This window comes from Shewanella chilikensis, from assembly GCF_037953065.1.
Taxonomy (GTDB): Bacteria; Pseudomonadota; Gammaproteobacteria; order Enterobacterales; family Shewanellaceae; genus Shewanella; species Shewanella chilikensis.
On the sequence record NZ_CP149966.1, the window covers coordinates 1,793,412 to 1,814,381 of the forward strand.

A 20,970-nucleotide genomic window follows, 5' to 3' on the forward strand; every position below is an offset into this window, starting at 1 on the left:
GCGGAGCACCATGTAAGGAGTCACAAATGATAGTTGAAGAAGTCGTTGAGCTATCGCGCTTTCAATTTGCGCTGACAGCCATGTATCACTTCTTGTTTGTTCCTTTGACTTTGGGTCTTGCCTTTCTGCTGGCAATCATGGAATCACTTTATGTGATGACTGATAAGCAGATCTACAAGGACATGACCAAATTCTGGGGCAAGCTTTTTGGTATTAACTTTGCCCTGGGGGTTACCACAGGTCTGGCAATGGAGTTCCAGTTTGGTACCAACTGGTCTTATTACTCACACTATGTGGGTGACATTTTTGGTGCTCCTCTCGCCATCGAGGGTTTGATGGCATTCTTCCTGGAATCCACTTTCGTGGGTATGTTCTTCTTCGGTTGGGACAGATTCTCCAAGCGTCAACACCTGGCAGTAACCTGGTTGGTGGCCTTGGGAAGTAACTTGTCTGCGCTGTGGATCCTGGTTGCCAACGGCTGGATGCAAAACCCTGTGGGTAGCGTGTTCAACTATGAAACCATGCGCATGGAAATGACCAGTTTCGCAGACGTGGTACTCAACCCTGTTGCACAGGTTAAATTTGTCCACACTGTGGCCTCCGGTTATGTGGCTGGTGCCATGTTTGTTCTGGCTATCAGTGCCTACTACATCCTCAAGAAGCGTGACTTACCTTTTGCCCGCCGTTCTTTCGCTATTGCAGCTAGCTTCGGTATGGCTTCTATTCTGTCCGTTATCGTTCTGGGTGACGAATCCGGCTACAAGGTTGGTGAAGCTCAGCGGGTCAAGCTGGCCGCAATCGAAGCTGAATGGCATACAGAACCTGCTCCAGCAGCCTTTACTGCCGTTGGTTTCCCTAATCAGGAAACTATGCATACCGACTATGCCATCAAGATCCCATACGCCATGGGTATTATCGCCACTCGCTCTATTGATGAAGAAGTGACAGGTATCAAGGATCTGGTTGCGGAACACGAAGTTCGTATCCGTAACGGTATGAAGGCTTATGCTTTGCTTGAGCAGCTGCGTGCCGCCAAAGCCGACCCTGCTATTGAAGAAGACCCTGCGGTTCGCGCAGCCTTTGAAGAGCAGAAAGTTGATCTGGGTTATGGCCTGCTGCTGAAGCGTTACACAGACAAAGTGGTTGATGCCACCGAAGAACAGATTAAGGCTGCCGCGCTGGATTCTATCCCAAGTGTTGCACCACTGTTCTGGAGTTTCCGTATCATGGTTGCCCTGGGTGTTGTGATGTTAGTGGTGTTTGCTGCCGCATTCTGGCAGAGCACTCGTCACCAGATTGAAGAGAAGAAGTGGGTCCTCAAGGCCGCGCTTTACAGCTTACCTCTGCCTTGGATTGCCATCGAGTGTGGTTGGTTTGTAGCTGAGTATGGTCGCCAGCCTTGGACTATTTCAGAAGTGTTGCCGACCTTTGTGTCTGCATCCAGTCTGACCGTGAGTGATCTCTGGTTCAGTATCATCAGCATTACTCTGTTCTACACTGTGCTGCTGGTTATCGAACTCTTCCTGATGTTCAAGTTTGCGCGCCTGGGTCCCAGCAGTCTCAAGACCGGCCGTTATCACTTTGAAAAACTAGAAGCCTGAGCAGAGGGATTTCATTATGTTTGATTATGAAATAGTAAGATTTGTCTGGTGGTTGTTGGTTGGCGTTTTGCTTATTGGCTTCGCTGTGACCGATGGCTTTGATATGGGGGTTGGTGCCTTGTTGCCAATCCTCGGTAAAGATGACACTGAACGTCGGATCATGATTAACACGGTTGCTCCTCATTGGGATGGTAACCAAGTATGGTTGATTACCGGTGCCGGTGCTTTGTTCGCCGCTTGGCCAACAGTTTACGCCGTATCATTCTCCGGCTTTTATGTCGCCATGATCTTAGTGTTATTGGCGCTGTATCTACGTCCTGTGGGTTTTGACTATCGCTCCAAGATAGAAGATCCACGCTGGCGCAAGAGCTGGGATTGGGCCTTGTTTGTCGCCGGTTTTGTACCGCCACTGATCATAGGTGTTGCCTTTGGTAACCTGCTGCAAGGTGTTCCGTTCAGCTTTGATGAATATATGCGTGCCCATTATGATGGCGGCCTGCTGGGTCTGCTTAATGGCTTTGGCTTGCTGGCCGGTCTGGTCAGTGCCTGTATGTTCATGATGCAGGGTGCTTGCTGGCTGCAGATGAAGACAGAAGGTGAGCTACGCAATCGCGCCGCTGCTGCCGCTCAGTTAACTGCTGTGCTGCTGATCGTGTTGTTCGGGGCTGCCGGTGTTTGGCTGGCTACCGGCATCGACGGTTATGTGGTGACTTCGGCTCTGGATACTAACGCCGTATCTGACCCAACACAGAAGACAGTTGAAGTGGTTGCCGGTGCCTGGTTGGCCAATTACGACAAGTATCCATTGACTATGTTGTTCCCGGCACTGGGCCTGTTGGCACCTGCCTTGGTACTGCTGACCAGCCGTTTCGGCCGTAGTGGTTTTGCCTTCCTGTTCAGCTCACTGGCCATTGCCGGTATTATCCTGACTTGCGGCGCAGCTATGTTCCCATTCGTGATGCCTTCATCACTGGATCCTAACGTCAGCTTGACCATGTGGGATGCTACTGCCAGCCAGATGGCACTGAACGTTATGACTTGGGTGGCAATTATCTTTGTTCCTATTGTGCTTAGTTATACTTGTTGGACCTACTTCAAGATGTATGGTCGCTTGAATCGCAAGCACATTGAAAACAACAGCGCATCACTGTACTAAGGAGCCTGAATTATGTGGTATTTCACTTGGATACTCGGCATTTTATTGGCTTGTTCTTTCGGCATCATCAATGCTCTCTGGCTGGAAAATACAGAGAACATGGATAGAGATACTGAAGATAAGTGATAGCTTGAGTTAAACTCAAAGGCCTCCGCTCTGCGGCAATGTAGATCAGATAAGGATCGGTTGACCGATCCTTCTGATGAGAGACAATCGGAAACCTGTTTGTAGGTTTCCGATTTTTTATGTCTATTCAAAACTGCTTTGCCGACTTTCTTGAAGAGAGTCCTGTTGATGTCGCTCAGCTAACCACCTTCTCCGAGCATATTCCTGACGAGTGGATTGCTAAAGCGGTAACACTTTCCGATAAAGCGACGATTCGTCGACGTCGCTTACCGAGTGATATGGTTCTTTGGCTTATTGTTGGAATGGCGTTTTTCCGCAACGAACCGATTGCCGAAGTTGCACGGCGAATGAATGTCTGTGCCGAGGGGTTGGCTAATGAGGAGCTGTTAGCAAAAAGTGCTTTAACGCAAGCAAGGCAACGCCTCGGCAAAGCAGCCCCAGAATGGTTGTTTAGGCAATGCAGCCATAGGTGGGGGTTAGAGCGTTACCCTGAGGATACATGGCAAGGTTTGCAAGTCTTTGCTGTGGATGGCGCGCTTTTTCGAACCGCTGACACACCGGAACTAAGAGACCATTTTGGGTCAGGTAATACATCCAGCGACAGACAGACGCCTCATCCAGTATTAAGGGTGGTGACCATGATGAATGTTCGCTCTCATGTCATTGTCGATGCCGCTATAAGCCCTTATCGTCGAGGCGAAATTCCTCTTGCTATGCCCTTTATTGACTCCTTACCGGATAATTCCGTGACCTTATTGGATAAGGGTTTTTATGGAGCAGGCTTACTTCTTTCTCTCCAAAATAGTGGTGCTAACAGACATTGGTTGTTACCGGCGAAGAAAGGGGTGAAATACACCCTGCTGGACGATGAAGAGAGTGACGACATGCGAGTCGAAATGAAAGTCTCTCCACAAGCACGCAAGAAAAATCCTAACCTACCTGAAACATGGCAAGTGAGAGCCGTGACTTATCAGGTACAAGGTAAGCCAAAAACCGTATTTACGTCTCTTCCCAGAGAGCAGTACGATGCGGGAGCAGTCGCGGCGCTTTACCACGAGCGATGGGAAATTGAATTAGGGTATCGAGACATAAAAAGTTCGATGCAACACAATGCGTTAGTGCTGAGGAGTAAGACAGTCGAACTTGTCTATCAAGAGTTATGGGGGCTGCTGCTTGGTTATAACTTGGTGAGACGAGAAGCGAGCCAAGCGGCAGTAGAGCATGGTCGAATGCCCAATGAAATCAGCTTTAAGTACGCTTGTCAGTTCATCGCAAGTCAGCTCAAAGTCATGAGCAAAGCGGTGTCACCAGGTAATACGCCGAAGCGTCTAAACAGTCTACGAGGAGACTTGTCCATCCTCTTTATAGACAAACGCCCTAAGCCAAATCGGCCTAGGGCGGTAAAAATATCAAAGACCCGATATCCTGTTAATCACAAGGCAGCTCCGCTTAAGTGAACTACGTTGCCGCTCTGCGGGGGCTTTTGTCTTTTTAAGGGGGCTATGGTGGCAAATGATAAGCTTGAGTCGAGAGGGCCGCAGCAGGTCAGCGAAACCGAGGCAGTCGAGCTGATCAAAAACTGGCTCAAGCAAGACAGGATGCGGATGCAGGCACTTGAGTGTGTTGCAAACCTTGGGCCTATTGATGCCTGGCTGGCGGCGGGGTTTGTTCGTAACCTGGTGTGGGACAAGTTGCACGGCACTGTATCCAGGCTCAGCGATATAGATGTGATCTACTATGAGCCAAACGACACCTCGGAAGTCACCGACAAGGCCTATGAGGCCAAGTTGGTCGCCGCGCTCGACTTACCTTGGTCGGTAAAGAACCAAGCCAGGATGCACCTTAAAAACAATCATCAGCCCTATGTTTCAGTGTCTGATGCCATGAGTTACTGGCCTGAGCAGCAAACGGCCCTGGCTGTCAGGTTGAGGGCAGGGGAGTTGCAACTGCTTAATCTATTCCCGCTAGGCCCTTTGCTGGCGTTGGAACTCAGCCCTAACCCCAAGAGCACTCCCGGAGTATTCGAGAGTCGGCTCAAGGCCAAGAACTGGTTGGCAGACTATCCGTTAATAAAAACTCCATTACTCGAAACATTGTTCTAGGCTCACACACTCAAGCGCCTGTGGCTCCATTATTTTCGTTGAATCCCTCCTCACTTGAACACTTGGCTTGCTGTTATTTCAGATGAATATCTTCTGTCGAGTGGCCTCTATTTTTGATTTTTGTTCTCAAATATTCGTTGATCTCTCCGATATGTTTTAGTTGAAAATACCGCTTAAAGAACATTTTTTAGCATTTATATCTGAAACCGGTTGTTAAGTTTTGGTTGCTTTTTGTTTGGGTGCGTCTGTTCGAAAAATGTACTTTTATTTCACTTTAGGGATAGTGAAGTTTTGAGCTGGCTCACTTAATTTAAAGGTGCAATATCAATAAATCTTTGGTTTGTGTGATCTGTTTCGCGCTTGGGCTATCTAAAACTAGGTATCACTCAAAACGCTTGATGCAGATCAAAAATGTGAAGGGTTAAATCTGGCAGTGTGGCCTCAGTTGTTATGGATGTAATAAAAAACAAAGCGCTGTGTTGTCGCTACGGAGTGAGATGATGAAAAAAAATATCGTATCAGGATTGATTGCCGCTGCCCTTTTTTCCACTGTTGCTGCCCCTGCGCTGGCTCACAAGGCCGGTGACTTTATCGTTCGTGCCGGTGCCGTTGTAGTCGCCCCGGATGAATCCAGCCAAAATGTTGTTACCCCGGATCTGGGAAACCTTGGCACCTTTAGTGTGGACAATAACACCCAGTTGGGTCTGAACTTTGGTTATATGCTGACAGATAACTTTGGTATCGAACTGCTGGCCGCGACCCCATTCAGCCATGATGTTTCTCTCGGAGAGCTGGGCAAGATTGCCGAAACCAAACACCTGCCACCTACCTTGGTAGCCCAGTACTATTTCGGTAATGCCGAGTCCAAGCTGCGTCCTTACGTGGGTGTCGGTGTTAACTACACCAATTTCTTCGACAATGAATTTACCAATGATGTCGGTGGCAAACTCTCGGATCTGAGTATGAGTAACTCTTGGGGCTGGGCCGCGCAAGTGGGTCTGGATTATCAAATCAATGATAATTGGTTGGTGAACGCTTCAGTTTGGTATGCCGAGATCAGTACTGATGTTAAGTTCAACTATCACTATGGCACCAGCAATAGTGAAGTTGCTGCTGTGACTATCGAAACCGATATCGATCCTTGGGTCTATATGGTCAGCATAGGTTACACTTTCTAACGTCTTCCAAGCCCAAGCTCCCAACCCAAGAGCTCTCAACCATAAAAAAAGGCGCCTCCGGCGCCTTTTTATGAAAAACAATAAGAAGTTTATTTTATCTCTATTGCCCTCTGCGTTTCTTCACCTTCCAGTGGCGGGTATTGTAGATAAACTCGGGCAGCAGTTTGGTGAGCCAGGCAACCGTCGCCCAGCGTTTGGTGACATAGACCCGGCGCTTGCCTTTTTGCAGGGCGCGGATGATTTGCCCGGCTACCACATCTACGGGTGATAACCACAGCTTACTTTGTTGCAGCGCAGCTTTATCCAGCAATCCCAATTGAATATCCGTAATGGTGATCGGTAGCTTGAGCCTTTGGGCATGCATGGAAAGCCCTTCGAGATAGTTCATTCCAAAGGCTTTGGAGGCATGAAAAGCCACGCTGGGGCCACCGCGAAGACCGGCAATGGAGTTGATGGCCGCGAGTTGGCCATAACCCTGTTCGCGAAACAGCCTGAAAGCTGTGTTGCAGACGGCGGCAAAGCCACGGACATTGACACTGATGATCTCATCTTCAAGCTGCCAGGGCAGATCCGGATGATAGGAGTTGAGTCCGGTATTGACCAACACCAGATGTGCCCCCCCCAACTGTTGCCAAATCTGTTCCAGCTCGGCTATCAAGGTTTGCGGTTTATCTATGTCCAGGCCAAACACTTGAGCCTCGGTTGCCAGGGTGGCGGCAAACTCTTTCAATGAGTCGGGATCCTGTGCCAGCAATGCCAGTTTAGTGCCTTCATCGGCCAGGCGGCGGGCTATTTCACGGCTGAGGAGTGAGCTGGCGCCCACAATAATCGCAGTTGCTTGTGTCATAAGGATATTTGAACTCAAAAATGGAGTCCTATGATAGGATTATCCTCACAGGTTCTCAATGATTAAACTTGGATGTATAGACATCCAGAAGTCTTTGTGTATGATTAGGAGCTAGCAATGAAAATGACAGGCAACTGGCTGCGCATGCCAATGATGGCGGCTGTAGCAGGAATGATGGCACTCACAGGTTGTGCAACCCCGAATGCCACAGTCGAAATTGATGGCGATGTCTGGTACCGCGAGCGCATTGCCCTGCCACCGGAAGCCGTGTTGACGGTTCAGGTTCAGGACGTTTCCAAGGCGGATGCTCCGGCAGAAGTGCTGGCGGTTATTCAGCGCGACAGCGTAACCAGCCCAACGCCTTTTAAGTTCATTCTTGCCCGGGATCAGTTCCAGAGTGGCCACAGCTATAGTATCAGTGCCAGGATCACCCTTAAGGGTGACTTACTCTTTATCAATACTCAGGCTTATCCTGTCAATATCGACAAGGTTGAGCCGGTATCCGTCATGGTGCAAAAGGTAGGGCGCTAACAGGTATACCAAGCCAAGCGCCTTGCCCTGAAAGTTCAGGAGAGGCGCTTTATGCCCGTAAGAATACCCGATAACCTGCCAGCCGCCGGTGTGCTTGAGTCGGAGAACATTTTTGTTATGTCCGAGAGCCGGGCGGCAATGCAAGATATACGGCCGATGAAGGTGTTGATCCTCAATCTGATGCCCAACAAGATTGAGACAGAAACCCAGTTGCTGCGGCTGTTGGGCAATACTCCGTTGCAGGTGGATATCGACCTGCTGAGGATCCACGACAAAGAGTCGAAACATACGCCGAGCGATCATCTCAATACCTTTTACCGTGACTTTGAAGATGTACGCCATCGCAACTATGACGGCCTGATCATCACAGGCGCCCCCCTGGGACAGCTGGATTTCGAGGAGGTCACCTACTGGGATCATATCCGCGAGATTATCGATTGGTCACAGGAGCATGTTACCTCGGTACTGTTTCTCTGCTGGGCGGCCCACGCCGGTTTTTATCACCTGTATCAACTCGAGCGTAAGATCCTCGCTGAAAAATGCTCCGGGGTTTATCAGCACAGCCGTATTCGCGCCCATGTGCCCTTGCTGCGCGGCTTTGATGATGAGTTTTATGCTCCGCACTCCCGCTATGCCCAGATGGATGTGGATGAGCTTAAGGCGCATCCCGAACTGACAGTGCTGGCCGAGTCGGACCAAGCCGGTGCCTATCTGGTGATCAGTAAGGACAATCGCAATCTGTTTGTGATGGGGCATCCAGAGTATCGCAAGTCGACCCTTAAAGATGAGTACCAAAGAGATCTGGCGGCCGGGTTGGCGCCCAAGATCCCGCAAAACTATTTCCGCAACGATGACCCAGAGGCTGAAGCGATTGCCCGTTGGTATAGTCACGGTAGTCTGTTGGTGAGCAACTGGCTCAACTATTATGTCTACCAGTTGACCCCTTATGACTTATCGGATCTCAGTGCTATTACGCCCTGGGAACAGAGTGGCTGAGCCGCAAATGCCAAACGTTTTGTTGGCGGGAGTCGCAGTCTTGTGACTCAAGGAAGGTGCGAACAAGTCCCATGTGTGCTCTGCGCCGGCTTACGGGCCTGGATGCAAGGCGTGGTTCGCAGCAAATGGCCCGAGTCCTTTGCTAGAGGCACAACACAGCAGGCAGGCCTGTAAGCCACGCCCTTCGGGGCTTTCACAGCAACCGGCTCTCTGCGTTATCCGACTTCGCCAGGCCCCGGCATGCCTTCAGTCAGATGCCTTGAACGCCAATTGCTGTGTAAGCCAGAGTGCCACTAGGACTTATTGGCACCTTCCCTAAGTCCTAAAGGGCTTAGTTCATATCAAGCCAGATGGCGTCAGCCTCTACGGCTTATGCTTCTTCAAACTGATACTTCCTTCCCTAAAGCTCATACGCATACGGGTAACTAAGCCGTAGTGTTTTGGCTTTATTTCAGGGCACAAGCTGTCATCCTGCTGTAAATCCTCCCTGACAAAAATATCTATAAACAGAGCCTGTATTAGACTAATTAGTACTTGCCTTACGTTCGCGTAAACGTCAAAGTGGCAACAACAGAGTGCAAATTTGCTGCACCTAACACCGCCGGCCTGCTGTTGGGCCGGTGTTTGGGTGCCCAACAAGGGAGTCAACAATGAGTCGTCCTCAGGATATTGTTATCGTCGCCGCCAAACGAACCGCCATGGGCGGTTTTCAGGGCTGTCTTTCCACAGTGCCTTCTCCTCAGCTGGCGGCTTCCAGCATCAAGGCCTTGATGGAAACTACAGGAGTGAAGGGCGAACAGGTCGATGAAGTGCTGATGGGATGTGTATTGCCGGCTGGTCTGGGTCAGGCCCCTGCCAGACAGGCGGTTTTGGGGGCAGGTTTGCCCCAGTCTGTTGGCGCAACCACGGTTAACAAGGTGTGCGGCTCAGGGATGAAAACCGTGATGCTGGCGCACGATCTTATCAAGGCCGGCAGTGCCAATATCGTGATTGCCGGTGGTATGGAGAGCATGAGTCAGGCGCCGTATCTGCTGGATAAGGCTCGCGGCGGCATGCGCATGGGCCACGGCAAGGTGCTGGATCATATGTTCCTCGATGGGCTGGAAGATGCCTACACAGGTGGCGCCATGGGAACTTTCGCCCAGAAAACCGCCGACGATTTTGGCCTGACCCGTGAAGCCATGGACGCCTTCGCCCTGAGCTCACTGGAAAAAGCCAATGCAGCCATCACCTCAGGTGCCTTCAAGGAGGAGATAGTCCCGGTAACCGTAAGCAGCCGCCGCGGCGATACTCTGATTGATACCGATGAGCAGCCCGGCAATGCCCGCCCTGACAAGATCCCGGCGCTACGGCCCGCTTTTGCCAAAGACGGCACCATTACCGCCGCCAACTCCAGTTCGATTTCCGACGGTGCCGCCAGTTTGATGCTGATGAGCCGTGAGCAGGCCGAAAACCTGGGGCTGGCAGTGATGGCCACCATCAAGGGTCATGCTACCCATTCCCAAGAGCCGGCCATGTTTACCACGGCGCCCGTGGGTGCCATGCAAAAACTCTTGGCACAAACCGGCTGGAGCAAGGATGAGGTCGACCTTTTCGAAATCAACGAAGCCTTCGCCATGGTGACCATGTTGGCCATCAGCGAGTTGGGGCTGGATGCCGCCAAGGTCAACGTCAATGGCGGTGCCTGTGCGCTCGGTCATCCGATAGGTTGCTCCGGCGCCCGTCTGCTGGTGACTCTCATTCATGCGCTCAAGGCCAGAGGCCTCAAGCGTGGTATGGCATCGCTGTGCATAGGTGGCGGTGAAGCCACTGCCATGGCGATTGAGATCTGATATCCAGTCGGCCGCGACAGCGGCCGGCAACAAATTAAAGTAATCAACAAGACAGGACACGGCGCCATCAAAAGCAGCCACAAGAGCTGTAGGTGCGTCGTCCCACTACCTACAAGGAATTCTTATGAGCACACAAGTCAAGCACTACATAGATGGCGAATTCGTCAACGGTTCCGGCAGCAAGCAGATCAATGTTACCAATCCGGCCAATAATGAAACCATCGCCTTTATCAACTGTGCGACCCAGCCGGAAGTTGAGCGCGCCATCGCCAGCGCCAAGGAAGCCTTCAAGAGCTGGAAGGAAGTGGCTGTTTCCGAGCGTGCTCGGGTAATGCTGCGTTATCAGCACCTTTTGAAAGAGCACCATGATGAGCTGGCTACCATTTTGGCTCAGGAAACGGGTAAAACCTTTGAAGATGCCAAGGGCGATGTCTGGCGCGGCATCGAAGTGGCCGAGCATGCCTGCAACATCGCCTCCTTGCTGATGGGTGAAACGGTTGAGAACGTGGCCCGCAGCATAGATACCTACTCCTACACTCAGCCGCTGGGGGTTTGCGCCGGGATTACGCCATTCAACTTCCCGGCGATGATCCCGCTGTGGATGTTCCCGCTGGCTATCGCCTGCGGCAACACCTTCGTCCTCAAGCCGTCCGAGCAGGACCCAATGACGCCGCAGCGTCTGGTGGAGCTGTTCGAACAGGCCGGGGCTCCCAAGGGCGTGCTGCAGTTGGTTCACGGTGATAAAACGGCGGTTGATGTACTGCTGTCTCACCCGGATATCAAGGCGATTTCCTTTGTGGGCTCTGTGGGTGTGGGTCAGTACATCTACAAGACAGGCACTGACAACCTCAAGCGGGTGCAGGCCTTTGCCGGTGCCAAGAACCACTGCGTGATCATGCCTGATGCCAACAAGCAGCAAGTGATCAATAACCTGGTGGGTGCCTCGGTTGGCGCTGCCGGTCAACGCTGTATGGCGCTGTCGGTCGCTGTGTTTGTCGGCGCCGCCAAAGAGTGGATCCCTGAGCTGAAAGAAGCCCTGTCCAAGGTGCGTCCCGGTCTTTGGGATGACAAGGAAGCCGGTTACGGCCCACTCATCAGTCCGGCCGCCAAAGAGCGGGTGCTCAAGCTTATCGCCGAGGGCAAGGCCGAAGGCGCCGAGTGTCTGCTCGATGGTTCCGACTGCACTGTACCCGGTTATGAGTCAGGCAACTGGGTTGGCCCGACCATGTTCGACAAGGTAACCACGGACATGAGCATCTACAAGGAAGAGATCTTCGGCCCTGTGCTCTGCTGTATGGAAGCCGAGTCGCTGGAAGATGCCATTGAGCTGGTTAACGCCAGCCCTTACGGCAACGGCACCTCTATCTTTACTGCCAGCGGCGCCGCGGCGCGTAAGTACCAGCATGAAATCGAAGTGGGTCAGGTGGGTATCAACGTGCCCATTCCAGTGCCGCTGCCATTTTTCTCTTTCACGGGGTGGAAGGGCAGTTTCTACGGCGATCAGCACGCCTACGGCAAGCAGGCGGTGCGTTTCTACACAGAGACCAAGACCATCACCAGCCGTTGGTTCGAGTCTGATATCGCCTCTGGTCCCAACATGACTATCGCCCTCAAGTAACAGTGTGAGCCCAAGGGCAGCGGCAATGGCCGGTGCCCCTTTTTAATCGCAACAGTAAATAACAAGAGATCCGGCATCACCGGATCACCGCAAGACGCAGAGATCTGCGCACAGGAGTCAAGCATGGATTTCAATCTCAACGAAGATCAGCGCCAATTCACCGAGCTGGCCCGCCAGTTTGCCGCCGATGAACTGGCCCCATTTGCCGCCAAATGGGATGAGGAGCATCACTTTCCCAAAGACGTGATCCAAAGAGCCGGGGAGCTGGGATTCTGCTCACTCTATTCTCCCGAGTCGGAAGGCGGCATGGGCCTGTCGCGTCTGGATGCCTCGATTATTTTTGAAGAGTTGGCCAAGGGCTGCACTGCCACCACAGCCATGCTGACCATTCACAACATGGCCACCTGGATGGTGACGACCTGGGGCCAGCAAAGTCTGCGGGCCGAGTGGTCTGAAGCGCTGACCACAGGCAGCAAGCTGGCTTCTTACTGCCTGACCGAACCAGGTTCAGGCAGTGACGCTGCTTCACTTGCCACCCGCGCCGAGCGCGACGGCGATGAGTATGTGATTAACGGCTCCAAGATGTTTATCTCGGGCGCCGGCGCCACCGAGCTTTTGGTGGTGATGTGCCGCACAGGTGAGGCCGGTCCCAAGGGAATTTCGGCGATTGTCATCCCGGCAGACGCCAAGGGCGTTATCTACGGCAAGGCCGAGGACAAGATGGGCTGGAACGCCCAGCCAACCAGACTCATTACTTTTGAAAACGTGCGGGTGCCGGTCAATCATCTGTTGGGTGAGGAAGGCCAGGGCTTTACCTTCGCCATGAAGGGCCTGGATGGCGGCCGCATCAATATCGCCACCTGCTCTGTGGGTACTGCTCAGGCTGCGCTTGAGCGCGCCACCGAATATATGCATGAGCGCAAGCAGTTCGGCAAACCACTGGCCGCCTTTCAGGCGCTGCAGTTCAAGCTGGCCGACATGGCCACAGAACTGGTCGCCGCGCGGCAGATGGTGCGTCTGGCGGCATTTAAGCTGGACAGCGGCGATCCCGAAGCCACGGCTTATTGCGCCATGGCCAAGCGTTTTGCCACAGATATAGGGTTTGCCGTGTGTGACAGCGCGCTGCAAATTCACGGCGGTTACGGCTACATCCGCGAATACCCGCTGGAGCGACATTTCCGTGATGTACGGGTACACCAGATCCTGGAAGGAACCAATGAGATTATGCGCCTTATCATCGCCCGCCGTTTGCTGGATGAGCATGCCGGCGAGATCCTCTAAGGCCAAACCCATTTAACCGAATTGCAAGGAGTCATTCATGTCTTTTTTGATTGAGCATATCGAAGGCCACACGGCTGTTCTGACCATCAACAATCCACCGGCCAACACCTGGACGGCCGAGAGCCTCAATGAACTGCGCCTCAAGGTGGAAGAGCTCAACAATGATCCAGATATCTATGCCTTGGTACTGACAGGGGAAGGGGAGAAATTCTTCTCGGCCGGCGCCGATCTCAAGCTGTTTGCCGATGGTGATAAAGGCAATGCCGCCACCATGGCACGCTGTTTTGGCGAAGCATTTGAAACCCTGAGCGCCTTTCGCGGTGTGTCTATTGCCGCCATCAACGGTTATGCCATGGGCGGCGGTTTGGAAGTGGCATTGGCCTGTGATATCCGTATCGCCGAAGAGCAGGCGCAGTTGGCATTACCCGAGGCCACAGTCGGTCTGCTGCCTTGCGCCGGCGGTACCCAGAATCTGACCGCTCTGGTTGGTGAGGGCTGGGCCAAACGGATGATCCTTTGCGGTGAGCGAATCGATGCCGCCAAGGCCCGTGAGATTGGCCTGGTCGAAGAGGTAGTTGGTAAGGGTGAGGCCCTGAGCGTTGCCATTGCGCTGGCGACCAAGGCTGCCAAGCAGAGCCCATCGAGCGTGACCGTTTGCAAGCAGTTGATCCAGGCCGGACGTAATATGCCAAGAGCTCAGGCGCTGCCGCTGGAGCGTGAGCTGTTTGTGGCTCTGTTTGACACCCAAGATCAGAAAGAAGGGGTCAATGCCTTCCTGGAGAAGCGCGCAGCCAACTGGAAAAACGCATAAGGAGGGCGGTGATATGAGTCATGAAGTGGTATTTCAGACCCTGGGAACCGCCAGCGGCAAGTTGATTGGTGTGGCCACACTCAATGTGGAAAAAGCACTCAATGCACTGAATCTCAACATGGTGCGTTTGCTGGCCAAGCAGTTGGCTGCCTGGAAACAGGATGAACAGATTGCCTGCGTGATCCTCGACGGCAGCGGCGATAAAGCCTTCTGCGCCGGTGGTGATGTGCGGGCGCTGTATCAGGCGCAGCAGGCCAATCCCGGCAGTTACACCCAGGAAGCCCGGGTGTTTTTCGAAGAGGAGTATCGGCTCGACTTTCAGCTGCACACCTTCGGCAAGCCGGTATTGGTTTGGGGCGACGGCATAGTGATGGGTGGTGGTCTGGGGCTGATGATAGGTGCCAGCCACAGAGTATTGACCGAGCGTTCGCGCATCGCCATGCCTGAGGTCACCATAGGCCTTTACCCGGATGTCGGCGGCAGCTATTTTCTCGGCCGCATGCCGGGCAAGACTGGGCTGTTTCTCGGCCTGACCGCCTACAATATGAATGCGGCCGATGCCCGTTATACCGGCATTGGCAATCATTTTCTGGCCTCAACGGATAAAGAGCGCATGCTCGATGCCATGGCGACGGTGAACTGGGGCAATAACACCAGTCTCAACCAGCAGAAGCTGCATGATCTGCTCAATGAACTGGAAACCCAGAGTGAAGAGCGTCCCGGCAGCAGTCGCTTGAAGGGCCATCAGGCCCAGATTGATGAGCTGATGACCGGAGATATGGCCGAAATTCTCGCCAAGATGCAGGCCCTGGAAACCCAAGAGAGTTGGTTGCAGCGTGCCCGTGACACCATGCTGAGCGGCAGCCCGCTTAGCTGGGCGCTGGCCTACGAGCAATCAAGGCTTGGGACTGACATGAGCCTGGCGGATTGTTTCCGCTTCGAGCTGGGGCTCAGCCTCAACTGCTGCGCCATAGGTGATTTTTGTGAGGGTGTCAGGGCGCTGCTTATCGACAAGGACCGTAATCCCAACTGGCGTTACGGCAAGGGCAAGATAGCACCGCAAGAAGCGGTATCTGCCTTGCTCGAGTCACCATTTGAACATGAACACCCATTGGCCGATCTGTAACAGATGCCGGCAAACAAGATTCCAACAGGGAGAGCAAACAGATGACAACAGTGGCTTTTATTGGTTTGGGCAACATGGGTGGGCCGATGGCGGTTAACCTGATCAAGGCCGGGATGACTGTTCGGGTATTCGATCTGGTACCGGCGGCGATGCAGAGCCTGGCAGAGCAGGGAGCTATAACGGCCCAGAGCGCCTGTGGCGCAGCGGCGGGTGCCGATGTGGTGGTAACCATGTTGCCGGCCGGCAAGCATGTGCGTAGCCTGTACCTCGGCAGCGAGCAGCAGCAAGGGCTGCTGGATGTTGTGGCCGAGGGGACCTTACTTATCGATTCATCTACCATAGATGCCGACAGCGCCCGCGCTGTGGCGGCTGCATCGGCCGCCAAAGGGCTTGAATTTGTTGATGCGCCGGTTTCCGGTGGCACCGCCGGGGCCGCGGCCGGTACGCTGACCTTTATCTGCGGCGGCAGCGACGCAGGTTTTGCCAAGGCCAAACCTGTTCTCGAGTGCATGGGCGCCAATATTTTCCATGCAGGCGGTGCCGGCGCCGGTCAGGTTGCCAAAATTTGCAACAACATGCTGTTGTCTGTTTTGATGGTAGGTACCAGCGAGGCACTGAGTCTGGGGATAGATAATGGTTTGGATCCCAAGGTGCTGTCAGATATCATGAAAGTTTCGAGCGGCGGCAACTGGACCTTGGAGAAATACAACCCCTGTCCCGGGGTGATGCCAAGCGTACCATCGTCCAATGACTATCAGGGCGGGTTTATGGTGGATCTTATGGTCAAGGATCTCGGCCTGTCCCAGGAAGCAGCGCTGTCCAGCCAGTCGAGCACTCCCATGGGCGCACTGGCGCGCAGCCTCTATGTCAATCATGCCCGCAAGGGCAATGGTCGTCGCGATTTTTCCAGTATTTTTGAACAATTCAAGCAAGAGAAATAAGGATAACCCAATGGATGTAAAAGGTAAGGTAGTCGCCATCACAGGTGGAGCCGGTGGACTGGGTCTGGCGATGGCGCAGGAGTTGGCCGCAGCCGGTGCCCGTCTGGCGCTGATCGATGTGGATCAGGACCGTCTGGAGCAAGCCTGTGCCCTGATGGGCGAGACCGAAGTGCAGGGTTATGCTGTAGATATCACAGATGAAGAAGATGTGATGGCAACCTTTCAGTACATTCTGGAAGATTTTGGTCAGCTCAATGTGCTGGTAAACAACGCGGGTATTTTGCGTGACGGCATGTTGATCAAAGCCAAAGAGGGTCAGGTGACAGACCGTATGTCGCTGGAGCAGTTCCAATCGGTTATTAATGTAAACCTGAGCGGCAGTTTCCTCTGTGGCCGTGAAGCCGCCGCCGCCATGATAAGCTCTGGCCAGGAAGGGGTGATCATCAATATCTCCAGCCTGGCTCGAGCCGGCAATGTGGGGCAGAGCAACTATGCCGCCTCCAAGGCCGGTGTCGCTGCCATGGCGGTGGGCTGGGCCAAAGAGCTGGCGCGCTACAAGATCAGGGCCGCCGCTGTTGCCCCCGGGGTTATTGCCACCGAAATGACCGCCGCCATGAAACCGGAAGCGCTGGAGCGTCTGGAGAAAATGGTACCGGTCGGCCGTTTGGGTGATGCCGCTGAAATCGCCTCGACAGTTAAATTCATCATTGAAAACGACTATGTCAATGGCCGGGTATTTGAAATTGACGGCGGTATCCGCCTGTAATTCAATGCGTTGAGATCAAGGCCAAAATAGATATCATCCCTGTTCTTTACCGCGTTTTAAACAAGGACAGGGATGATGTCTTCTTCCTCCACCAGGCAGCTTGTTTGTTAATTTTCTTTTGCCATTATGCGCTGCAGCTCTATGTGAACGACGGCGATAAGTTGGTGAATATCTTCTCTGACCCCATGTACTTCTGGCCAGTGAGCGGGATAAAACTGGTGAACGTGCCAGGTTCTTGCAAAAGTTATCATTCTGCAATTGTGAGGGGGAGATACTTGTCCGCTTTGTATTACAGACGTTGACAATTCTTGTCCCGGATTGAACAATCTCCCTAATAAAAGTTAAAAGTACCAGAGGTAACGACACTCACCCATGCATTGGTTGGAGAAACAGATTAAGCGCCTGCTTTTGCTGGTGGGAATCGCGGGTGTCATGGTAATCTATTTTGGATTCTTCTATCTGCTTCTCAGCGGTCGCTCCACTGAACCCATCACCTGGTACTATTTGCTTTCACCTTGGATCTGCATCTTTTTTGGATTATCCAGTTTGCAGCAGTACAGGGTGTTGCAGTGGTTCTTTGCCAGATATAAAAATAAGAAAAAATAAGAAAACACAAGACTTACGTTGTAGTAGTTTCAACCTGCCTGTGGGTGGGTGTTGGGGGAAACGAAACCATGATTTTCAATCCCGGAAAGCAAATTTTGGCCGTAGCGCTGATGGTGTTAGTGCTGCAGGGGTGCGGTCAACCTGCGCAGGAGCAACAAGCCCTTGCTGACAATGAGCAGAGGATTAGCGCGGCTTATGGCAGCTGGGTCTCGCCTTTGGGTGCCGCCGAAGTCTATGGCAGTGCTTCGGCAATAGGTGAGCTGCAGAGTGTTGGTGATGCGATTTATTTCTCGGAATCCAGCCCGGCCAAAGGCGGCAAGGTGGGGATAAAGCGTCTTGAAAAAGATGGCAGCATTACCAGTGTGGTGGCACCGGCCTTTGGTATCGGCAGTCGGGTTCACGAGTATGGCGGTGGCGATTTTCTTGGTATAGGTCAGAGCCTGTTTGTCACCAAGGGGCAGGATCAGCTGTTTTACCGGATAGCGCCGAATCAGGAGGCGCTGGCTCTGACTCCCAATGGCACCCGTCACGGGGAATGTATCTCTTACCCCAAGGGCTCACGGATTATTTGTGTTCGGGAAGATCATCGACAACCGGGTGAGCCCAAGGCCAGTTTGGTGACCATTAACCTGAATTTCTCCGGTGAAGGGGATATCTTTGTCGATGGGCACGACTTTATCAGTTCTCCGGCAATCAATGCCGACAATACTCAGCTTGCCTGGATCACCTGGGAACATCCCAACATGCCTTGGGATAATACTCAGTTGTGGCTTGGGGATCTCAATCGCAAGGGGCAGTTGACTAACATTCGCCAAATCGCACCCGAGCGCAAGGGCGCACTGATGCAACCCCTATTTAGCCCAAACGGCGTGCTCTACTTTATTGCCGATTATGACAACTGGTGGAACCTCTATCGACTTGATGCCAAAGGCGATATCGAACAGGTTACCCAACTCAAGGCCGAAATCGGCGGCCCTGCCTGGAAGTTGGGGCAGCATGCTTACGCCTTTGAAAATGAAAATACCTTGATAGCCAGTTTCAACAAGGAAGGCGATGCCGGATTGCTGCGACTGGATCTGCAGACCGGGGTTATTGAAGTGCTGGCTGCCGACTTTGCCGATATCAAACAGGTGGTGCAGGGGGCCGACGGGGTTTATTTCGTTGGCAGTAGGCCAACACCCGAGCGCGGCATCTACAAGGTTTCCGGCCGCGGCACAGAACTTGTGTATGCACCTAAAATTTGTGGTCTGGATCCCAGATACATCTCCCGCGCCGTCAATGTTGAGTTTACCACCAAGGGGGGAGACAAGGCTCACGGCTATTTTTATCCGCCGGTAAATGGTGATTACCAACCTCTGCCGGATACCCGGCCGCCTCTTTTGATGATGTTGCATGGTGGGCCGACCGCCAGCGCAAATAGAGCATACGACAGCGCCATTCAATACTGGACCAGCCGCGGTTTTGCCGTGTTTGAGCTCAATTATCGCGGCAGTACCGGCTTTGGCCGCCAATATCGCCAGAGCCTCTATGGCAACTGGGGCAAGGCAGATGTTGAGGATGCTGTCTGGGCTGCAGGTTTTTTAGTTGACCAAGGCTGGGTCAATGCTGAGAAATTGGCTATCCGCGGCGGTAGTGCCGGTGGCTTGAGCGTGCTTTCAGCCTTGGCTTTCCATGATAAGTTCAAGGCCGGGGTGAGCTATTTCGGGATCAGTGATATCGAGGTGCTGGGCAAGGAAACCCATAAGTTTGAGTCAAGATACCTGGATCAACTGATAGGCCCTTACCCGGAAATGAAGGCAGTGTATCGTGAACGCTCGCCCCTGTACCACCTGCAGGGTTTCAACGAACCTTTGCTGCTTTTGCAAGGGCTTGAAGATAAGGTGGTGCCACCGAGTCAGTCGCAGCATATCTACAAGGCGCTGAAAGACAAGGGGGTGCCCACAGCATTTATCGGCATAGAGGGGGAAGGGCACGGCTTTCGTCAGCCCCATAACAAGATACTGGCGCTGGAATCTGAGCTGGTGTTCTATGGTATGGTGTTTGATTTCACCCCGGCGGGCACACTACCGGCACTGAAGCTGGACAATGCCGCAGCCTTGGCGCGGCCCGGACAACAAGTTGAGTGATAGCTTCAGGCCTGTTTGGTTTCGCTGGACAGGCCATCTATGATGGCGCATTCAGACTGATTGCCGCCGCGGCACTGGGATACCAGTTCGCTCAGTTGGGCATGCAGCGACGCCAGTCTGGCCATCTTGTCTTCCAACGCCTGCAGGTGCCCTTTGGCCAGACGTTTGACATCCTCGGCGCAGCGCTTGGGATTGTGTTTCAGTTGCAACAGATCCCGGCATTCATCCAAGGTAAAGCCCAGCTCGCGGCAGTGCTGTAAAAACTTGAGCGCCTCGATTTCAGCGGCCTGGTACTCACGATATCCGTTGTCGCCTCTGTGGGCCTCAACCAAGCCTATGTCATGGTAATAGCGGATACTCTTGATACTCAGACCTGTTGCCTTGGCCACTTCGCCTATTTTCATCGCTGAACTCCTGCCGTGTTGGGTCTCTTGTGGGCTATTTTGTCGCGCCGCAAGCGCATTGTTGAGAGTCAGAGCACCTTTTCTGTTATGGATAATTATTCGGGCTTGACTCTCCTGCTACTGGAGACTTTAACCTTTATATCAGTGTTGAGCCAGCCTCGCTTGCGAGGGGCAAAGAGGGGAGTTTCCAATGGATCAGATACAATTCACCATAGTGAATATGAAGTGCGGCGGCTGCGCCCGTAAGATAAAGGCCCTGTTCGCCGATTATACCGGCGTAGAAGCCGCTACCGAGGTGGCAGATAAGTCGTTGACGCTGACATTCGCCCCGGACGCAGAGCTCACCCCCGCCGCGGCGCTGGCGAAACTGAAAGACGCAGGTTATGACGCTGAGCAGGCCGAGATTGCGGCTACCGGCGCCGGTGACAGCGCGCAAAAGCCCAGCCCAGAACCCAGCCCTGAAACCCCTGCCAGCTTTAACTTCCATGTTGCCGATATGAACTGCGGCCACTGTGAGAGTAAGCTTCGCAGGGCGCTGGCTGATGAGCTTGAGGTAGACGTCGACCTTAAAGGCAAACAGCTGCGGCTGAAAAGTCACAAGAGCGCGGCCGAACTGGCCGAATTGATAACAGGCGCAGGCTTTACCCTGCCAACGCTTGCGCCAGGTAATACAAGTGAGCCGGAAAACTTCCACTTTTATGTTGGTGATATGACCTGTGGTCATTGTGAGGCCAGTATTCGTAAGGCGCTAAGCGATGAAGCCGAGGTGACAGTCAATCTGAAACAGAAACGGCTAGCACTGAAAAGCCAAAAAACCGCCGCCGAGTTGACCGAGCTGTTAAAGGCCGCTGGGTTTACCGCCGAGCCTTGGCGCGATGAGTATGCCGAGGCTGATACCGAGACTGAGACAGAAGCTCAGGCT

19 protein-coding genes and 1 pseudogene are annotated in these 20,970 nt (G+C 53.1%); 18 read left to right on the plus strand and 2 right to left on the minus strand.

Annotated elements, in window-relative coordinates:
- The first annotated feature begins 26 nt into the window (after nucleotides 1-26).
- The 6 genes from WKR14_RS08255 (at nucleotide 27) to ompW (ending at nucleotide 6,163) form a co-directional block, all read left to right on the plus strand.
- Nucleotides 27-1,601, plus strand: a complete 1,575-nt coding sequence (locus WKR14_RS08255) for a cytochrome ubiquinol oxidase subunit I (protein ID WP_101053013.1) — start codon at nucleotides 27-29, stop codon at nucleotides 1,599-1,601.
- Between the two features lie 16 nt (nucleotides 1,602-1,617).
- A complete protein-coding gene (gene cydB, locus WKR14_RS08260; RefSeq protein WP_101053015.1) occupies nucleotides 1,618-2,757 on the plus strand; it encodes a cytochrome d ubiquinol oxidase subunit II in 1,140 nt (379 codons plus the stop codon).
- A 12-nt stretch (nucleotides 2,758-2,769) separates the two neighbouring features.
- A complete protein-coding gene (cydX, locus tag WKR14_RS08265; RefSeq protein WP_039032771.1) occupies nucleotides 2,770-2,883 on the plus strand; it encodes a cytochrome bd-I oxidase subunit CydX in 114 nt (37 codons plus the stop codon).
- Nucleotides 2,884-3,002: 119 nt separating this feature from the next.
- Complete coding sequence (locus WKR14_RS08270) at nucleotides 3,003-4,340, plus strand: IS4 family transposase (protein WP_165564965.1); 1,338 nt, start codon at nucleotides 3,003-3,005, stop codon at nucleotides 4,338-4,340.
- Between the two features lie 45 nt (nucleotides 4,341-4,385).
- Nucleotides 4,386-4,985, plus strand: a complete 600-nt coding sequence (locus tag WKR14_RS08275; protein ID WP_165564899.1) for a nucleotidyltransferase family protein — start codon at nucleotides 4,386-4,388, stop codon at nucleotides 4,983-4,985.
- Nucleotides 4,986-5,482: 497 nt separating this feature from the next.
- On the plus strand, nucleotides 5,483-6,163 hold the full coding sequence (ompW, locus tag WKR14_RS08280; RefSeq protein WP_071475960.1) for an outer membrane protein OmpW: 681 nt from the start codon (nucleotides 5,483-5,485) through the stop codon (nucleotides 6,161-6,163).
- Nucleotides 6,164-6,263: 100 nt separating this feature from the next.
- On the opposite strand, the gene WKR14_RS08285 is transcribed toward ompW, so the two are convergent.
- Nucleotides 6,264-7,010, minus strand: coding sequence for an SDR family NAD(P)-dependent oxidoreductase (locus tag WKR14_RS08285; RefSeq protein ID WP_101095039.1), 747 nt, complete (start codon nucleotides 7,008-7,010; stop codon nucleotides 6,264-6,266).
- 117 nt (nucleotides 7,011-7,127) lie between these two features.
- On the opposite strand from WKR14_RS08285, the gene WKR14_RS08290 reads away from it, so the two are divergent.
- The 11 genes from WKR14_RS08290 to WKR14_RS08340 all read left to right on the plus strand — a co-directional run bounded on the left by WKR14_RS08290 (nucleotide 7,128) and on the right by WKR14_RS08340 (nucleotide 19,644).
- Nucleotides 7,128-7,541, plus strand: coding sequence for a YbaY family lipoprotein (locus WKR14_RS08290; RefSeq protein WP_420884227.1), 414 nt, complete (start codon nucleotides 7,128-7,130; stop codon nucleotides 7,539-7,541).
- Nucleotides 7,542-7,592: 51 nt separating this feature from the next.
- Entirely contained in the window at nucleotides 7,593-8,537 is a 945-nt protein-coding gene (gene metA / locus WKR14_RS08295; RefSeq protein ID WP_208242017.1) for a homoserine O-acetyltransferase MetA, read from the plus strand.
- Nucleotides 8,538-9,187: 650 nt separating this feature from the next.
- Nucleotides 9,188-10,369 carry a thiolase family protein gene (locus WKR14_RS08300; RefSeq protein ID WP_101053026.1) on the plus strand — a complete coding sequence of 394 codons (1,182 nt, stop codon included), beginning with the start codon at nucleotides 9,188-9,190 and terminating at the stop codon, nucleotides 10,367-10,369.
- A gap of 124 nt (nucleotides 10,370-10,493) precedes the next feature.
- Nucleotides 10,494-11,987: a CoA-acylating methylmalonate-semialdehyde dehydrogenase gene (locus tag WKR14_RS08305; protein ID WP_025009786.1), complete on the plus strand. Its 1,494-nt coding sequence runs from the start codon at nucleotides 10,494-10,496 to the stop codon at nucleotides 11,985-11,987.
- 123 nt (nucleotides 11,988-12,110) lie between these two features.
- Complete coding sequence (locus tag WKR14_RS08310) at nucleotides 12,111-13,268, plus strand: acyl-CoA dehydrogenase family protein (RefSeq protein WP_339087615.1); 1,158 nt, start codon at nucleotides 12,111-12,113, stop codon at nucleotides 13,266-13,268.
- 37 nt (nucleotides 13,269-13,305) lie between these two features.
- Nucleotides 13,306-14,079, plus strand: a complete 774-nt coding sequence (locus WKR14_RS08315; RefSeq protein WP_071475957.1) for an enoyl-CoA hydratase — start codon at nucleotides 13,306-13,308, stop codon at nucleotides 14,077-14,079.
- A gap of 13 nt (nucleotides 14,080-14,092) precedes the next feature.
- The gene (locus WKR14_RS08320; protein ID WP_107111006.1) at nucleotides 14,093-15,205 is read left to right on the plus strand and encodes an enoyl-CoA hydratase/isomerase family protein; all 1,113 of its coding nucleotides are present in this window, start codon (nucleotides 14,093-14,095) and stop codon (nucleotides 15,203-15,205) included.
- Nucleotides 15,206-15,246: 41 nt separating this feature from the next.
- The gene (gene mmsB, locus WKR14_RS08325) at nucleotides 15,247-16,146 is read left to right on the plus strand and encodes a 3-hydroxyisobutyrate dehydrogenase (protein WP_101053032.1); all 900 of its coding nucleotides are present in this window, start codon (nucleotides 15,247-15,249) and stop codon (nucleotides 16,144-16,146) included.
- A 10-nt stretch (nucleotides 16,147-16,156) separates the two neighbouring features.
- Nucleotides 16,157-16,912 (plus strand): SDR family oxidoreductase, encoded by a 756-nt coding sequence (locus tag WKR14_RS08330; RefSeq protein WP_025009790.1) that lies wholly within the window; start codon nucleotides 16,157-16,159, stop codon nucleotides 16,910-16,912.
- Between the two features lie 372 nt (nucleotides 16,913-17,284).
- Nucleotides 17,285-17,518 (plus strand): hypothetical protein, encoded by a 234-nt coding sequence (locus WKR14_RS08335; protein ID WP_101053034.1) that lies wholly within the window; start codon nucleotides 17,285-17,287, stop codon nucleotides 17,516-17,518.
- 68 nt (nucleotides 17,519-17,586) lie between these two features.
- Nucleotides 17,587-19,644 carry a prolyl oligopeptidase family serine peptidase gene (locus WKR14_RS08340; RefSeq protein ID WP_420884228.1) on the plus strand — a complete coding sequence of 686 codons (2,058 nt, stop codon included), beginning with the start codon at nucleotides 17,587-17,589 and terminating at the stop codon, nucleotides 19,642-19,644.
- Between the two features lie 5 nt (nucleotides 19,645-19,649).
- Here WKR14_RS08340 and WKR14_RS08345 read toward each other — a convergent pair whose 3' ends face one another.
- Nucleotides 19,650-20,048 carry a MerR family DNA-binding protein gene (locus tag WKR14_RS08345; protein WP_234555487.1) on the minus strand — a complete coding sequence of 133 codons (399 nt, stop codon included), beginning with the start codon at nucleotides 20,046-20,048 and terminating at the stop codon, nucleotides 19,650-19,652.
- A 190-nt stretch (nucleotides 20,049-20,238) separates the two neighbouring features.
- On the opposite strand from WKR14_RS08345, the pseudogene WKR14_RS08350 reads away from it, so the two are divergent.
- Nucleotides 20,239-20,892: pseudogene (locus WKR14_RS08350) on the plus strand (heavy-metal-associated domain-containing protein); the annotation flags it as partial.
- Nucleotides 20,893-20,970 lie beyond the last annotated feature (78 nt).